The organism is Streptomyces sp. NPDC057543, from assembly GCF_042801895.1.
GTDB lineage: Bacteria > Actinomycetota > Actinomycetes > Streptomycetales > Streptomycetaceae > Streptomyces.
Genome location: NZ_JBHVFF010000245.1, coordinates 1 through 13623, shown reverse-complemented (window position 1 = coordinate 13623; position 13623 = coordinate 1). Strand labels below are relative to the sequence as shown.

Annotated in this window: 12 protein-coding genes and 1 pseudogene; 5 read left to right on the top strand and 8 right to left on the bottom strand. The window is 70.1% G+C overall.

The annotated features are described in order from the left end of the window. Together ACFU8Q_RS31225 and ACFU8Q_RS31220 are read right to left on the bottom strand one after the other, a co-directional pair. A pseudogene (locus ACFU8Q_RS31225) lies at positions 1-312 on the bottom strand (hypothetical protein); the annotation flags it as partial. Positions 313-579: 267 nt separating this feature from the next. Then, positions 580-1206: an isochorismatase family protein gene (locus tag ACFU8Q_RS31220; RefSeq protein WP_384460285.1), complete on the bottom strand. Its 627-nt coding sequence runs from the start codon at positions 1204-1206 to the stop codon at positions 580-582. Positions 1207-1790: 584 nt separating this feature from the next. Between ACFU8Q_RS31220 and ACFU8Q_RS31215 the strand changes: the two genes are divergently transcribed. The 5 genes from ACFU8Q_RS31215 to ACFU8Q_RS31195 all read left to right on the top strand — a co-directional run bounded on the left by ACFU8Q_RS31215 (position 1791) and on the right by ACFU8Q_RS31195 (position 7300). Beyond that, positions 1791-2690 (top strand): MBL fold metallo-hydrolase, encoded by a 900-nt coding sequence (locus tag ACFU8Q_RS31215; RefSeq protein ID WP_384460282.1) that lies wholly within the window; start codon positions 1791-1793, stop codon positions 2688-2690. 4 nt (positions 2691-2694) lie between these two features. Further along, positions 2695-3714 (top strand): NAD(P)H-binding protein, encoded by a 1020-nt coding sequence (locus ACFU8Q_RS31210; protein ID WP_384460279.1) that lies wholly within the window; start codon positions 2695-2697, stop codon positions 3712-3714. A 331-nt stretch (positions 3715-4045) separates the two neighbouring features. Continuing rightward, complete coding sequence (locus ACFU8Q_RS31205; RefSeq protein ID WP_384460276.1) at positions 4046-4822, top strand: alcohol dehydrogenase catalytic domain-containing protein; 777 nt, start codon at positions 4046-4048, stop codon at positions 4820-4822. A gap of 192 nt (positions 4823-5014) precedes the next feature. Further along, complete coding sequence (gene lysA, locus ACFU8Q_RS31200) at positions 5015-6367, top strand: diaminopimelate decarboxylase (protein ID WP_384460273.1); 1353 nt, start codon at positions 5015-5017, stop codon at positions 6365-6367. Between the two features lie 9 nt (positions 6368-6376). Continuing rightward, positions 6377-7300 carry a LysR family transcriptional regulator gene (locus ACFU8Q_RS31195; RefSeq protein WP_384460270.1) on the top strand — a complete coding sequence of 308 codons (924 nt, stop codon included), beginning with the start codon at positions 6377-6379 and terminating at the stop codon, positions 7298-7300. Between the two features lie 18 nt (positions 7301-7318). Here the strand turns inward: ACFU8Q_RS31195 and ACFU8Q_RS31190 are convergent, their stop codons facing one another. The 6 genes from ACFU8Q_RS31190 to ACFU8Q_RS31165 all read right to left on the bottom strand — a co-directional run bounded on the left by ACFU8Q_RS31190 (position 7319) and on the right by ACFU8Q_RS31165 (position 13525). Further along, positions 7319-8164, bottom strand: coding sequence for a serine hydrolase (locus ACFU8Q_RS31190; protein WP_384460267.1), 846 nt, complete (start codon positions 8162-8164; stop codon positions 7319-7321). Further along, positions 8161-9780, bottom strand: a complete 1620-nt coding sequence (locus ACFU8Q_RS31185) for an amidohydrolase family protein (protein ID WP_384460264.1) — start codon at positions 9778-9780, stop codon at positions 8161-8163. The genes ACFU8Q_RS31190 and ACFU8Q_RS31185 overlap by 4 nt, the downstream gene beginning before the upstream one ends. Next, the gene (locus ACFU8Q_RS31180; protein WP_384460261.1) at positions 9780-10574 is read right to left on the bottom strand and encodes an amino acid ABC transporter ATP-binding protein; all 795 of its coding nucleotides are present in this window, start codon (positions 10572-10574) and stop codon (positions 9780-9782) included. Before ACFU8Q_RS31180 ends, ACFU8Q_RS31185 begins: the two co-directional genes overlap by 1 nt. After that, on the bottom strand, positions 10571-11542 hold the full coding sequence (locus ACFU8Q_RS31175; protein ID WP_384460257.1) for an amino acid ABC transporter permease: 972 nt from the start codon (positions 11540-11542) through the stop codon (positions 10571-10573). The genes ACFU8Q_RS31180 and ACFU8Q_RS31175 overlap by 4 nt, the downstream gene beginning before the upstream one ends. 8 nt (positions 11543-11550) lie before the next feature. Then, positions 11551-12435, bottom strand: a complete 885-nt coding sequence (locus ACFU8Q_RS31170; protein WP_384460254.1) for an ABC transporter substrate-binding protein — start codon at positions 12433-12435, stop codon at positions 11551-11553. Positions 12436-13009: 574 nt separating this feature from the next. Next, complete coding sequence (locus ACFU8Q_RS31165) at positions 13010-13525, bottom strand: recombinase family protein (RefSeq protein WP_384460250.1); 516 nt, start codon at positions 13523-13525, stop codon at positions 13010-13012. Positions 13526-13623: the final 98 nt, after the last annotated feature.

Genomic DNA, 13623 nt, shown 5'->3' with positions numbered 1-13623 from the left:
CTTCTGGAGTACGGCTCCGACGAGGGCGCTGAGGAACATCGCCGGCACGGACAGGATCCGTCGGCCGGGCCGGGCCGGGCCGGGCCGGGCCGGGGCGCCGCTCCGCCGGCCGGCCCGGAGTCGGCGGCGAGCCCGGTGAGGGGTGAGGGCGAGCACGGTCGTCGTCAGGTCGGGGACGCCGAGCCGCCGGGCGACCGCGGCGGTGCAACCGAGGCGGCACGCGGAACGGAGCTGCTCAGCCGCGGTCGCGCCGGTAGGCGGCAGCCAGATCTCGCTGTCGGTGGGGAAGCAGGCGATCGCGTGCCGAAGCATGTAACCGCCTGGTGCGCGCCGACCGTGTTACCCAGGCCGTCAGCGTCACCTGGAGCGGCCATGGATGGAGTGTGACCTTCCGGCCCGTGCGCGCCGCCTCTCGGACCCGCTCCAGCATGCGGTGCCGCCGGACGGCGTGCCGGATGTCGGGAACCCCGTCCTCACCCGGCGAAAGGCTCCGTGCGTGCCCTCAGGCCGCTGTCGCGCCCCGGCTCGGATAGGCGCCCGGCGGCGTGGCGGTGGGCGAACGGTCGGCCGGTGGGGCCGCTAGGCAAGGTAGGCCGCGGAGATCTGGCCGACCAGGATGGCGAACGGCATGTCGAGGGCGGCGTAGAGGGCGCCGGCGTCGGGGGCGGCGTTGTCGGCCAGGGCCTCGACCATGAGGGTGGCGTAGTCGCTGACGATGACGCCCGCCTGCTGCATGCGCAGCAGTCCGGCCTCGCGCTTGGCCTGGCTGAAGGTGCCGGAGGCGTCCACAGCGACGTAAGCGTCGTGCCCGGCGGCCGTCGCGGAGATCGAGGGCAGTGCCGCGCACACTTCAAGCGACACCCCGGCGAAGATCAGCTTCTGCCGGCCGGTGGCCTCGATGGCTTCGCGGACCCGGTCGTCGTGCCAGGCGTTGACCGTGCTGCGGTCGATGATCTTCTGTCCGGCCGGCAGCGTCTGTACCAGCTCGGCGGCGGTCGGCCCCCACATGCTGTCGGCCGCAGTGGTGGTGACTACCAGCGGGATGCCCAATACGGTCGCCGCGCGCGCCAGCGCCACCACGTTGTGCTTCAGCTCGCCGAGCGGAATGTCCCGGACACCGGACAGCAGGCCCACCTGGTGGTCTACCAGCACCACGGCGACGTTCTCTCGGGTGATCGGCTCCAGAAACTTGCTGCGCTCGCTCATGTTCCGCTCCTTCAGAGGGTTGAGCCACAGCTGTGTCAGCCAAGTCTAGTGACCTTGAAGCTATGCCTCGGCCCATGGAGCGCAAGCACCGGACGCGACGTCGCCCGGGGGTGAGGTGACGATGTCCGAGCCCATCGGGCGGGAGACTGAAATCGCTGGATCGCCGGACATACAGCCCAGCGGCGCGCCGAGATGGGACATGCGTCGACTGCGCGTCGGACCGCTGAGCCGGACCTCGGTGTGCTCGCCGCCAGGGTTCTCTCCTCCGTTCAGCGTGGTCCGTTCACCGCGCTCGCCGAGCAGGCATTCGACGACATCCGGAAGGCGAGTAAGCACGGGTTTGTCTGCACCGGCAGTGTTGCGGGAGCTGCGCAAGCACTTGGATCCGGCCGCGGCGGAGGAACCTGATGCGGTTCGAGACCGAGCCCCGCGTTCTCGCTCTCCCGCCGCGCCATGGTCACCGTCCGGCTCCAACCCGGCGAGGCGCGCAGCTGACCGGCCGCATCGCGCCGCATCCCGTTCCCTCCGAGGTGTGGTCATGCGACCGATAGCGGCTGCGTCATTCCGCGCGCAGGCTGGGGGGCATGGACACCATCGTGCTTGGAAACGCGGAGATCACCCGTGTCCTGGAGGTGCCTACCAGAGGCCGCGCCCGCGACTACGTCTTCCCCGACGTGCCCGTCGAGCACTGGCAGGCGCACGAGAGCTGGCTCGCCCCCACCTTCCTGGACCCGGCCGCCGACGAGGTCCGCGTCATGATCCAGACCTGGCTGATCCGCAGCGAGGGCCGGACGATCCTGATCGACACCGGCATCGGCAACGACCGGGAACGCCCGGCCATGCCGTCCTTCCACCATCTGAACACCCCCTACCTCGGTGAGCTGGCCGCGGCAGGCGTCCGCCCGCAGGACGTGGACACGGTGATCTGTACCCATGTCCACGGCGATCACGTCGGCTGGAACACTCGCCTGACGGACGACGGAAAGTGGCGGCCGACCTTCCCCAACGCGCAGTACGTCATCTCGCGCGCCGACTTCGACTACTGGAACCCGGCCAACGGACACCGGACCCGCGCCGGCCCCCGGATGGCCAACGTCTTCGAGGACAGCGTCGCCCCCGTCCACCAGGCCGGGCAGACCGTGCTGTGGGAGGGCGACCACCACGACATCGACGCCCGGCTCCGCATCGAGCCCGCCCCCGGCCATACGCCCGGCTCCTGTGTCGTATGGCTGCGGTGGGGCACCGATCGGGCGGTGTTCGCCGGGGATCTGCTGCACAGTCCACTGCAGATCGTGGAGCCGGACGACTGCCCCTGCTTCGACGAGGACGAGCCCCGGGCACGCGACAGCCGTCGCCGGGTGCTGGGGGAGGCCGCGGAGCGCGGCGCCCTGCTGTTCCCCGCGCACTTCCCCGGGCCGGGCGCGGCCGAAGTGCGGCGCGCAGGCGACCGGTTCGCGGTGAAGAAGTGGGCGGCATGGCGGTGAGGGCATGCCCCGACAGGCCGTCTGCGGTGGCGGAGCGCCGACGGTTCGGCGGGCTCCAGTTGCGCCCTGGTCGTGCGTATCACAGGCTGCTTCTATGGACCGCACCCCAGAAACCAGTGTGCTACCCATTCTGGTGACAGGCGCGGCGGGCAGTGTCGGCGCCGTCGGGCGGTCCGTGGTCGAAGGCCTTCGGCGTCGGGGCCTCCCCGTCCGGGCCATGGTGCGCCGCGATGATGAGCGGGCGGAGGCTTTGCGTGCGACGGGCGCCGAGGTCGTCGTCGGGGACCTGACGCGTGCGGGTGACGTCGTCGACGCCCTGGCCGGTTGTGGACGTGTGTACTTCGGCATGGGCGTGTCGGCCCAGTATCTGGAGGCTGCCGTGACGGTGGCGGCCGTCACGCGTGCGTACGGGTCCCTGGAAGTGTTCGTGAACATGTCGCAGCTGACTGTGTCCGAGATGGACCTCACCAGCACCTCCGAGTCCGTGCAGCAGCGGCAGCAGTGGCTGGTGGAGCAGATCCTCGGTTGGTCGGGCCTGCCCGTTGTCCAGATCAGGCCCACCGTGTTCATGGAGAACCCGCTGTTCCGTGTGGGCTTTTCCTCGATCGCGAAGTACGGAAGCATCAGGCTGCCCTTCGGCCGGGCGAAGACTTCTCCTGTAGCGGCCGGCGACGTCGCCGCGGTCGTGGAGGAGATCCTGGCCGATCCTGCCCCACACGTCGGCCGGATTTATGAGCTGACCGGCCCGCGTTCGGAGGACGCCGCCGCCATGGCGGCGGAGGTCTCCGCAGCCCTGGGCCGACAGGTCGATTACATCGACGTCCCCTTGCAGGAATGGATCGACGACGATCTCAGGCCGTTGGGGCTGCCCGACCACGTCTTCCAACACATCTCCACCATGGCTCGCCTTCACGCGGAGAATCGGTACGACCGCAAGGCGGACGGGGTCGAACAGGTCATCGGGCGGCCTCCTTCGGGAGTGGCCGATTACGTCCGTGAAAACCCTGGCCTGTTCAGCCCCTGAAGCCACCTCCTCGTCGTTCGTCGTCGAGCGTGTCGCGGGCTGACCGTTGGGGACGCCGATCGGCCGTCGTGCACGGGGGCGGCCGCCGCACGGACGCCGGATCGAGCTCTCACCCCGACACCGCCCCCGAAAGGACCCGGCCCGTGAGTGTCGAACTGCGTGACCTGGCAATCACCACGAACCGACGGCAAGGACCGCCCGTACAACGCAGGCCGCGTGCACTACGAAACCCTTGTTCCGCAGTGCACTCAGCGGAATGGAACTGGGGCCGCAGGACATCGGTCGATGCCCAGGCCAGGACCCACACGTACCAGCGCGCAGGAGAAGAACCATGAACCGTTGTGTTGTCTACGCCCGTGGAGGGTTGCCTGCCGACGTCCTGACGGTGATCGAGGGGCCGGGGCCGGCAGCGCCCGAGCGCGGCCAGGTTCTCATCCGCACCACGGCCTTCACGGTGCACCCCGGTGATCTCCAGGCTGTCGAGGCCTATCGGGGGAAGGCCGCACGGCCGGTTCCGGCCGGCCTGGAGGCCACCGGCGTGGTGGAGGCGATCGGCAGGGGAGGGCGTTTGGCTGCGGGAGTCGAGGTCGGTGGCCGCGTAACGGTCTTCCCCCAGCCGGGGGCGTGGTCCCAGTGGATCGTGGCGGACGCCGAGGTGGTCGTCGCCGTACCGGACGAGTTGTCGGACGAGGTCGCCGCGCAGATGCTCGCGAACCCGCTCACCACGGTGATGCTGCGCCGTGAGGCGCAGGAGCACCTGGCCTTCGGATACGACGGTCTTCTGGTGCAGACCGCCGCGGGCTCGTCGGTCGGGCGGCTGGTGACGGGCGTGTCGCAGTTCCACAACCTGGCGCTCGTCAACGTCGTCCGCAGCGAGCGCGGGGCCGCCGAGCTGCGCCGGCGGTTCCCGGACGTGCCGGTCGTGTCGACAGAGCGTCCGGGCTGGGCCGACGAGGTCCGCAAGACAGTCGACGGCCGTCCGGTGAGTGTGGCCTTCGACCCGGTCGACGGGAAGCTGACGGAGAGCCTTCGGTCTCGGGTTCGGAGCCACTCCCCCAGGCGGATTCCGTCGTCGGTCGCGTATTCGCGGGGTACGTCGGTGAGCTGATGGCCGGCGGCGTTCTCATCGGGGGCCCGGACGGGCCGAGCGGGCCTTCCCCGGCTCGGTACGAGGGCCGTCCTACGCCCCCGACGCGGCATGAGCATCGAAAACGGCGAGGCTCAGCCACAGAAGAATGCGCTTTTGTGACCCCTTGTGCAGGCCGCAGGATGGCGGAGAACCGGCCTGCGGGGAGGAACAATGTCGTCAGCCATCGAAACGGGTCTGCTGCCCTTCACTTCCGAGATCCGTCCGGAAGGGCTCGCCGTCGGAGGGGTCCTGCTCACCGAACTGGCACAGCGTTGGGGAACTCCGCTCTTCGTGTACGACGAGGAGCACCTGCGCCGACGCTGCCGGGAGGCGGTCGTGGCCTTCGGCCGGGACAACGTCGCCTACGCCTCCAAGGCATTCCTGTGCACGGCCATGGCCCGACTGGCCCATGAGGAGGGGCTGTTGCTCGATGTCGCCTCCGGCGGCGAGCTGCGGGTGGCGCTGCACGCGGGTGTTCCGGCCGGACGGATCGTGCTGCACGGCAACAACAAGGACAAGGCGGAGCTGCGCGCGGCGATGTCCGCCGGGGTGCGGCACGTGGTGGTCGACAGCTTCGACGAGATGGACCGCATCGAGCGCCTGCACGCCGAGGAACACCTGCCGCCCGCCCGAGTCCAGCTGCGGGTGGCGCCCGGTGTCGCCGCGGGCGCACACGAGGCGATCCGGACCGGTGGCAGCGACTCGAAGTTCGGCTTCGGCCTCATGGGCGAAACCGCCGCGGCCGCCGTGCGGCGGGCCGCCGGCTCCCCGGCGATGATTCTGGAGGGTGTCCACGCACACGTGGGCTCGCAGGTGCTGGACACTGCGGAGCTCGCGGCAGGCGCCGCAGCTGTTGCGCGGTTCGCCGCCCGGACACGGATGCGCCGGCTCACCGTCGGCGGCGGCCTCGGCGTCGCGTACGAGGCGGGGCAGACCGTACCCTCGTTCGCCGACTGGGCCGCCCGGGTGCGCATCGCGGTGCGCGATGCAGGCTGGGGCGGCGACGTGACCGTGGAGCCCGGCCGGTCCATCGCCGCCCGCGCCGGGCTGACCCTGTACCGGGTGGGCACGATCAAGCGGATCGAGGGCGTGCGGACATACGTCAGCGTCGACGGCGGGATGAGCGACAATCTGCGCCCCGCCCTGTACGGCAGCCGCTACGAGGTGTTCCTGCCGCGCCGCCCTCGCGCCCCGCGACCGCTGCGGGCACGGCTGGTCGGCAAACACTGCGAGAGCGGCGATGTGATCGTCGACGACGCCGCCCTGCCGGCCGGGGTCGCGGTGGGTGATCTCCTGGCCACTCCGGTCACGGGCGCATACGGATATGCCATGGCGTCCAACTACAACAAGCTGCCGCGTCCCGCTGTCGTCTTCGTGTCCGAGGGCCGTGTCCGCACCGTGGTGCGCAGGGAGACCGAGGAGGACCTGCTGCGCCTGGACGTGGACGAGCCCGCCGGGCCCGTCGCGCCGTCGGCGACCGTACGGTCGGATGCCGGGGCGGCGCAGTGCGTCGGCACGGCCTAACCTGACCCGATGCTGAACAGTGCCCGACTGCTCGTCCTGCTGGAAATAGCCCGCACGGGCACCATCGTGGCCGCGGCCCAGGCGCTGCATCTGAGCCCGTCCGCCGTCTCGCATCAACTCGCCCGGCTGGAGCAGGAACTCGCGGTGGCGTTGGTGGAACGTCAGCCGCAGAGCCTGCGGTTGACGGCGGCCGGTGTGCGGCTGGCCGAGCACGCACAGGCCGTCGCCGACCTGATGGCTGTCGCACAGGACGATCTTCGGGCGCACTCCGAAGGGGACGCCGGGGTACTGCGGCTGGGCTTCTTCGCTTCGTCGGGCCTGGAGCTGCTTCCTCGGGCGCTGTCGGTCTTCGCGGCCGAGCGGCCCAAGGTCGAGGTGGAGCTGATCCTGGGGCAGCCGCACGAGCTGGTGCCCGATCTGGAGGCGGGCCGGCTGGATGGGGCGGTCGTCTTCGAGCATCCGCTGGACCCCTGGTGCCGGCACGCGGCCGTGGACGTGGAGATGTTCTTCGAGGAGCCGCAGTTGGTGGTCCTCCCGTTGCGGCACCGGCTCGGTCGGCGCAGCGCGGTCCGGCTCGCCTCTTTGGAGGGGGAGAGCTGGATCGGTACGCGTGGTGGTCACAGTGGCGAACCGGTCCTGGAACGCGCGTGTGCGGCCGAGGGGTTCCGGCCGCGGGTCCGCTGCCGCAGCGATCACTACCAGGTCACGATCAACCTGGCCCGCGCGGGCATGGGTATCGCGCTCGTCCCGGCTCTCGGGCTCGGCGACACCACGGGGGTGCACGTCTGCCGGCTGGACCATCCTCGACTGCACCGGCGGATCGGGGTCGCCACCCGGCCCACCAACCGCAACCCGCTGCTGCGGATCTTCCTCGCGGAGCTGCGGTCGGCCGCCGAGGAGATCCGGTCGCTGCTGGAGATGCAGTGGTCCTGACCGGCGGGGTGTCGGCTCTCATTGGGCGGCGCGGCGTCGGGCACAGGCCGCGAGGGTGCGGCCGACGTCCCGGATGGCGTGCACCGCGGCCCGCTCCGTGCTGGGGCCCAGCGCCGGGTCCCAGTGGGCCACCACCGCGTACGCCAGCCGGCGCGCACCGACGATGACACCGGCGTCGGCGCGGACCCCGGTGTCGGTGCCGGTCTTGTTGGCCACCAGAAGGCCGTCGGGCGAGGGGTTCGGGAAGCCGGGGGCGTACGGGTCGTGGTCCACCAGGGCGGGGACCAGGCCGTGGTCGGTGTTGGCGCGCATCCATTCCAGCAACCGTGCGGAGGCCGCCGGGGAGCTCATCGTGCCGCGTACGGCATGTGTCACCAGCCGTGCCAGGTCCCGTGCGGTGCCGGTGGCGAAGACGGGCGGCACATCGGGGCCCCGGGTGTCACGGACCTTGTCGTGCAGTGTGAGGTGGTCGAGCCCGAGTTCCTGTGCCAGCCGGGCCGTGGACTCGCGGCCCACCAGGCGCAGGAGCGCGTTGGTGGCGGTGTTGTCGCTGACCGAAGCGGTCAGCCAGGCCAGGTCCTCGACGGTCCAGCCGCGCCTGCTCATCCGGCGCAGCAGGCCGGTGCCGTCCGTCATGTCGTCGTCGAGGAGTTCGACGGGGTGGTCGGGGAGCAGTTCCCTGGTGTCCAGTCGGCGTGAGACCTCGGCGAGCAGCAGCAGTTTCGAGGCGGACGCGACCGGCAGCACGGTGCACTCGTCGGTCCCCGCCGTCTCGCCGCCGTCGATGTCGACGGCGGTGACGGCCAGGGTGAGCGGCAGCGCTGCCGAGCGCCGCGCCGCCGCGGCCACTTGGGCCAGACTCATCGGATCCTCACCACTTCTCCCGCCCGTGCCGCGGTCGGGCAGCCGCCCCTTACCGCGACCCGTCCTGCCACCACGACGGTATCGATGCCTTCGGGGGGCAGCAGCGGTCGGTCGAAGGTGGCGGTGTCACGTACCGAGGCCGGGTCGAGGACGACCAGATCGGCGAGGGCGCCGTCGCGGACCACGCCGCGGCCGGTGAGCCCGAACCGCCGGGCCGGCAGGCCGGTCATCTTGTGCACCGCGTTCTCCAGCCGGATCAGCTGCCGGTCGCGGCTGTAATGGCCGAGTACGCGGGCGAAACTTCCCGCCCAGCGAGGGTGCGGGCGGCCGGGTTTGGGGACTCCGTCCGAGCCGATCATCGACAGCGGGCTGGCGAGCACCCGCCGGACGTCGTCCTCGCGCATGGAGTGGCTGATGATGGTCACCTCGCCCTGCTCGGCCAGCAGCAGGTCGCACGCGTAGTCGACCGGGTCGCCGCCGTGCGCGGCGGCGAGGTCGGCGATGCTGCGGCCCTCGGCCTGCGGGTGTGTCTGTGCGGCGGCCACGGTGATGAGGTCCCAGCCACCGTTGCCGACGGTGTTCTCCCATCCCTTGACGCCCTGGGCGATGTCTGTCCGGATCCGGTCGCGCGTATCGGCCCGGCGCAGGCGTTCCAGCAGGGCACCGACGCCGCCCTCGCTCGTCCAGGGGGGCAGCATGGCGTGCAGGACGGTGCTGCCCGCGGTGTACGGGTAGACGTCGCACAGCACGTCCACGCCTTCGGCTCGGGCCCGTTCCAGCCGGGGCAGGGTGCGTAGCGTGGCGCCCCAGGCGTGCCGGCCGGCGGTCTTGTGATGGGAGATCTGCAGCGGGGCACCGGAGCGCACCGCGATCTCCAGGGCTTCTTCCAGGGCGGTCTCCACCTGTGACATCTCGTCGCGCAGATGGGTGACGTAGGGCTTGCCGTGGCGGGCGGCGACTTTGGCGAGTGCGACGATCTCCTCGGTGTCGGCGTAGGTGCCGGGAGGGTAGATCAGTCCGGTGGACAGGCCGGCCGCGCCCTGGCCGAGCGCCCGGTCGAGCAGCGTGCACATGGTGTTCAGTTCGTCGGGCCGGGGCGGGCGGGCCTCGAAGCCCATCACCCCGGCGCGCAGCGTGCCGTGGCCGACGAGCGAGGCGATGTGGGTGCGGCGCAGGGCGGGGTCCTGTCCGGCGGCGAATGCGTCGAAGTCGGTTGCGGGTCGTACAGGTCCGAGTCCGAACGTCACTCTGAGATGCTCGGCGAGTGAAGGCAGCCGTTGTGGGAGCGAAGGGAACAGGCTCGTCCCGCAGTTGCCGCAGATTTCCGTGGTGACGCCCTGGAGCAGTGGTGCGAGGCGGAGGTCGTCGAGCGGGTCCGCGGTGCCGTCGGCTCCGTGGGGTGCCGCGAGGGCGTCGGAGTGCGTGTGCACGTCGATGAAGCCGGGGGTGATGACCTGGCCGGTCACATCCAGCGTCTCGGCCGCCGCGGCCGGGGTGCCGGCGGGAAGCAGGGCGACCCGTCCGTCCACCACCGCGATGTCCGCGTCCCTGGCGGGCGTGCCGGTTCCGTCGACCAGCGTGCCGCCGCGCAGCAGCAGATCCATGGGGCGGCCCATCACAGCACCGTCGACAGGAAGGCGCGCGTGCGCTCGTGCCGCGGGTCGGTGAACAGGAGTTCCGGGCTGCCGGCTTCGACGACGGCGCCCTGGTCCATGAACAGGACGCGGTCGGCGACCTCGCGGGCGAAGCCCATCTCGTGGGTGACCACGACCATCGTCATACCGCTGCGGGCCAGGTCGCGCATGACGCCCAGGACCTCGCCGACGAGTTCGGGATCGAGAGCGGAGGTGGGTTCGTCGAAGAGCATGAGTGCCGGCTCCATGGCCAGTGCACGGGCGATCGCCACGCGCTGCTGCTGCCCGCCGGAGAGCTGCTGCGGGTAGTGGTCCGCCCGGTCCGCGAGACCGACGTGGTCCAGCAGCTTCCGGGCCTGCTTCTGGGCCTGTGCGCGGGAGAGCCCCTTGACGGCGACGGGCCCCTCCATCACGTTCTGCACCGCCGTGCGGTGCGGGAAGAGGTGGAACCGCTGGAAGACCATGCCGATCCGCTCGCGCTGGCGTCGGATGTCACGGGGGCGCCGCTCGCGCAGGACGCGCCCGGACGGGCCGTGCTGCTCGTAGCCGATCAGCTCACCGTCCATCCACACCCGCCCCGCGTCGATCTGTTCGAGGTGATTGAAGCAGCGCAGCAGCGTCGACTTCCCGGAGCCGGAGGGGCCTATGACACACAGCACCTCACCGCTGCGGACATCGAGGTCGATGCCCTTCAGTACCTCGGTGTCACCGAATCGTTTACGGACCCCGCGGGCCCTGAGGATCGTCTCGTTCATGCCGCCGCCTCCTTCGTTCATGCCGCCGCCTCCTTCCTGTCACGCCCGGGTACGAGATTCGTCAGGACTCTGTGCCGCAGCGGCGGGGCGGCGCCCGGGCTGTAGCGGCGTTCGACGGCGTGCTGGCCGATGCTCGCGATCGTGGTGAGTACCAGGTACCAGAGGGAAGCGACCAGCAGCAGCGCCACCACCTCGAAATTGGCGAGGTAGAGGTGCTGGGAGACGGTCATCAGATCGGCGCCCGCGATGACCGAGACCAGCGAGGTCGTCTTGAGCATGGAGATGAACTGGTTGCCGAAGGGCGGGATGATGACTCTCATCGCCTGCGGAAGGGTGATCCGGGACAGGATCTGACGGTTCGACATGCCGATGGACGCTCCCGCCTCGCGCTGGCCGGGGTCCACGCTCTGGATGCCGGCCCGCACGATCTCGGCCATGTAGGCGCCCTCGTTGATGGAGAGGCCGAGCAGGGCCGCCACGAAGCCGGTGATGACCTGGTTGGACTGCCAGCTGATGAGTTTCGGGCCGTCGAACGGGACACCGATGCTGATCACCGGGAACAACAGGGCCAGGTTGAACCAGAAGATGAGCTGGACCAGCAGGGGGGTGCCCCGGAAGAACCAGGTGTAGGCACCGGCGGTGAGACGCAGGACCGGACTGTCGGAGAGCTGCATCACCGCGACGAGTACCCCGATGGCGATGCCGAGAGCCATCGAGAGGAGCGTGAGCTGAATGGTCACCCCGAGGCCCTTGAGGATCACACCGTCGAACTGGTACTTGGCGACGATGTCCCAGTGCAGGTTGGGATTGACGATGACGGTGTAGGCGAGCCACGCCGCGAACAGTGCGGCGGCGAGGACCGCCAGCCAGCGCCCGGGACGGGGGCGCCGGGTCACGTGGAGGGAGAGGTCGTCCTGCGGCGGCACGGCGGCGGTGGTGGCTGCCGGTGTGCCGCCGAGGGCGGCGTCGGGCATCTTCGGGTGAGTCATGTTCGTACTCACTGCCCGTCGTTGACGGTGGCCTCGGGCACGGCGCTGTCGCCGACTCCCCAGGTGTCGAGGATCTTCCGGTAGCGGCCGTTGTCGATGAGTTCCTGCAGGGCCTTGCGGACGGCGTCGCGCAGTCCGCCCTGGCTCTTGGAGGCCGCGATGCCCCAGGGGGCGGTGCCGTACTGCGTCGGCAGGACCTCGTACGCGCTGCTCTTCTTGGTGAACATCCTGGCGACGGGATAGTCGACGATGGTCGCGACCGCGCGTCCGCTGTCCAGTTGCAGCAGCCCGGTCGGCGCGTCCTCGCTCTGCGAGATCCGCATCTTCTTGCCGCACTTGGCGTTCTGTTCCTCGCCGATGTGGAGGTTCGAGCTGCCCTTGGCGAGGACGACGGTCTTTGCGCACAGGTCCGTGAGGGACTTGATGCCCTGCGGGTTGCCCTTCTTCGTCATGATGACGCCGCCGGTGCGGAAGTAGTCGACGAAGTCGACCGCCCGGCGCCGCTGGGCACTGTCCGTCATGGACGACATGACCAGGTCGAAGCGTCCGGACTCCAGACCGGGGATCAGCCCGTCGAAGGCGGCGTTGGTGAGTTCGAGCTTCAGCTTCAGCCGCTCGGCGATGGCCTTGGCCAGGTCGGGGTCGACACCTGTGAGCCGGGTGGTTCCGGGCTCGTACATCTCCATCGGCGGATATCCCACAGCGGTGGCCACCCGGAGCACACCCTTTTGCCGGTACTGCGCGGGGAGCAGCTCGGCTGCGGTCCGGCCGGCGGCGGCCTGCGAGGAACTGCCGGACGGGGCGTCGCCCTGGCCGGAGCGTCCACACGCGGTGGCCGCGAGAGCCACCACGGCCAGGGCTGCCAGACAGCGCAGAGAACGGGGATGATTCATCGGTTTTCTCCCTCACGGGGTGGCGGTGCGCCGATGCTGGCAGTCACGCCCGGGTGAATGGAAGATGATGAAGCTATTCATGCCTGACCATCGAAATCTGTACGGGTCCGAGTTCCCGCGGATGAGGACCCCGCACCAACGGGGCAACGCATGCGACAACCACTCGGCCGGCATGCACTACCCGCTCGGCATCGGTGGACTGCTTGCGGGATCCCGGGGCTGTTCGGCAACCTCCCGGACTGCGGCCGGCCCGTCCGAGTCGGTATCCCCGGCCATCCGCGTCCCGCTCGTGCCTTTGCCCGCGACCACGGCCTGGCGCCCCGACCGCGCCGACGCACGCCGCGCGGCAAGCCGCTTTGTCCCCGCCTCTCCCAAGGATTCGGCCTTGGTCGGAACACCCTCTTCGTTGAGCCGTTTGGCGATCTGCGAGGCGGACAGGCCGTCTGCCGCCCACTTGGCCATGTCACAAACGTGAGTGGCCTCTACGGGGTCCGGAACGAGCCGGATGACCGACAGCTTCCCGCTGGTTCCCCGCTCCGTGGTGAAGCCGTACGGGGCGACGCCGGACACGTGGCTACCAGCCCGCCGGAGAGTGTCCGTCCTTCGAGGCGGAGACGTAGGCCGACTTCATGTCGGATTCCTGCTGCGCCAGACCCGCGATGACGGCGAGGATTCCGACGCCGACCGGGGTGGACGTGTCGAGGTACGGCTCTTCGACGCTGACCAGCCGTACACCGTGCGACTCAAACTCGTCGATGATCCGCATGGCTTCCAGCGCGCCACGGCGAGTGAGGCGGGACAGCGAGAAGACGACCACCGCGTCCACGTGTCCGCCACGTACGGCGGTCATCATCTCCTCGAGCCCGGGGCGGTGGATGCTCGGGTCCCACCCGGACTTGCCGACGTCCTCGAAGTGGCCCGCGTCGTTCCACCCCTTCGGGCTAATGAGTGACGTGCATCGGTCGCGCTGCGCCACGGGCGACGCCTGCGAATCGTCTTCACGACGTTTTGACTGACGGATGTAGGAGACTGCACGCACGTGGTCAAGGCTAGGCGCGGCGCCCGGCCTGTGTTTCCTGAGAGGTGTCATGTGCCTAGTAGTACTTCGTTAGGTTGATTTGATCTTGGATGTTGGGTCAGGCATGATGCTCGTGTGGACTTGGGGGAGATCGAGCAACTCCGGGGCGA

Bases quoted from the DNA above. Each gene is read 5' to 3' on its own strand.
- ACFU8Q_RS31185 (WP_384460264.1), bottom strand. From the start codon at position 9,780: ATGGGCCGCCCCATGGATCTGCTGCTGCGCGGCGGCACGCTGGTCGAC.
- ACFU8Q_RS31175 (WP_384460257.1), bottom strand. From the start codon at position 11,542: ATGACTCACCCGAAGATGCCCGACGCCGCCCTCGGCGGCACACCGGCA.
- ACFU8Q_RS31170 (WP_384460254.1), bottom strand. From the start codon at position 12,435: ATGAATCATCCCCGTTCTCTGCGCTGTCTGGCAGCCCTGGCCGTGGTG.
- lysA (WP_384460273.1), top strand. From the start codon at position 5,015: ATGTCGTCAGCCATCGAAACGGGTCTGCTGCCCTTCACTTCCGAGATC.
- ACFU8Q_RS31205 (WP_384460276.1), top strand. From the start codon at position 4,046: ATGAACCGTTGTGTTGTCTACGCCCGTGGAGGGTTGCCTGCCGACGTC.
- ACFU8Q_RS31220 (WP_384460285.1), bottom strand. From the start codon at position 1,206: ATGAGCGAGCGCAGCAAGTTTCTGGAGCCGATCACCCGAGAGAACGTC.
- ACFU8Q_RS31190 (WP_384460267.1), bottom strand. From the start codon at position 8,164: ATGAGTCTGGCCCAAGTGGCCGCGGCGGCGCGGCGCTCGGCAGCGCTG.
- ACFU8Q_RS31210 (WP_384460279.1), top strand. From the start codon at position 2,695: ATGCCCCGACAGGCCGTCTGCGGTGGCGGAGCGCCGACGGTTCGGCGG.
- ACFU8Q_RS31215 (WP_384460282.1), top strand. From the start codon at position 1,791: ATGGACACCATCGTGCTTGGAAACGCGGAGATCACCCGTGTCCTGGAG.
- ACFU8Q_RS31165 (WP_384460250.1), bottom strand. From the start codon at position 13,525: ATGACACCTCTCAGGAAACACAGGCCGGGCGCCGCGCCTAGCCTTGAC.
- ACFU8Q_RS31180 (WP_384460261.1), bottom strand. From the start codon at position 10,574: ATGAACGAAGGAGGCGGCGGCATGAACGAGACGATCCTCAGGGCCCGC.
- ACFU8Q_RS31195 (WP_384460270.1), top strand. From the start codon at position 6,377: ATGCTGAACAGTGCCCGACTGCTCGTCCTGCTGGAAATAGCCCGCACG.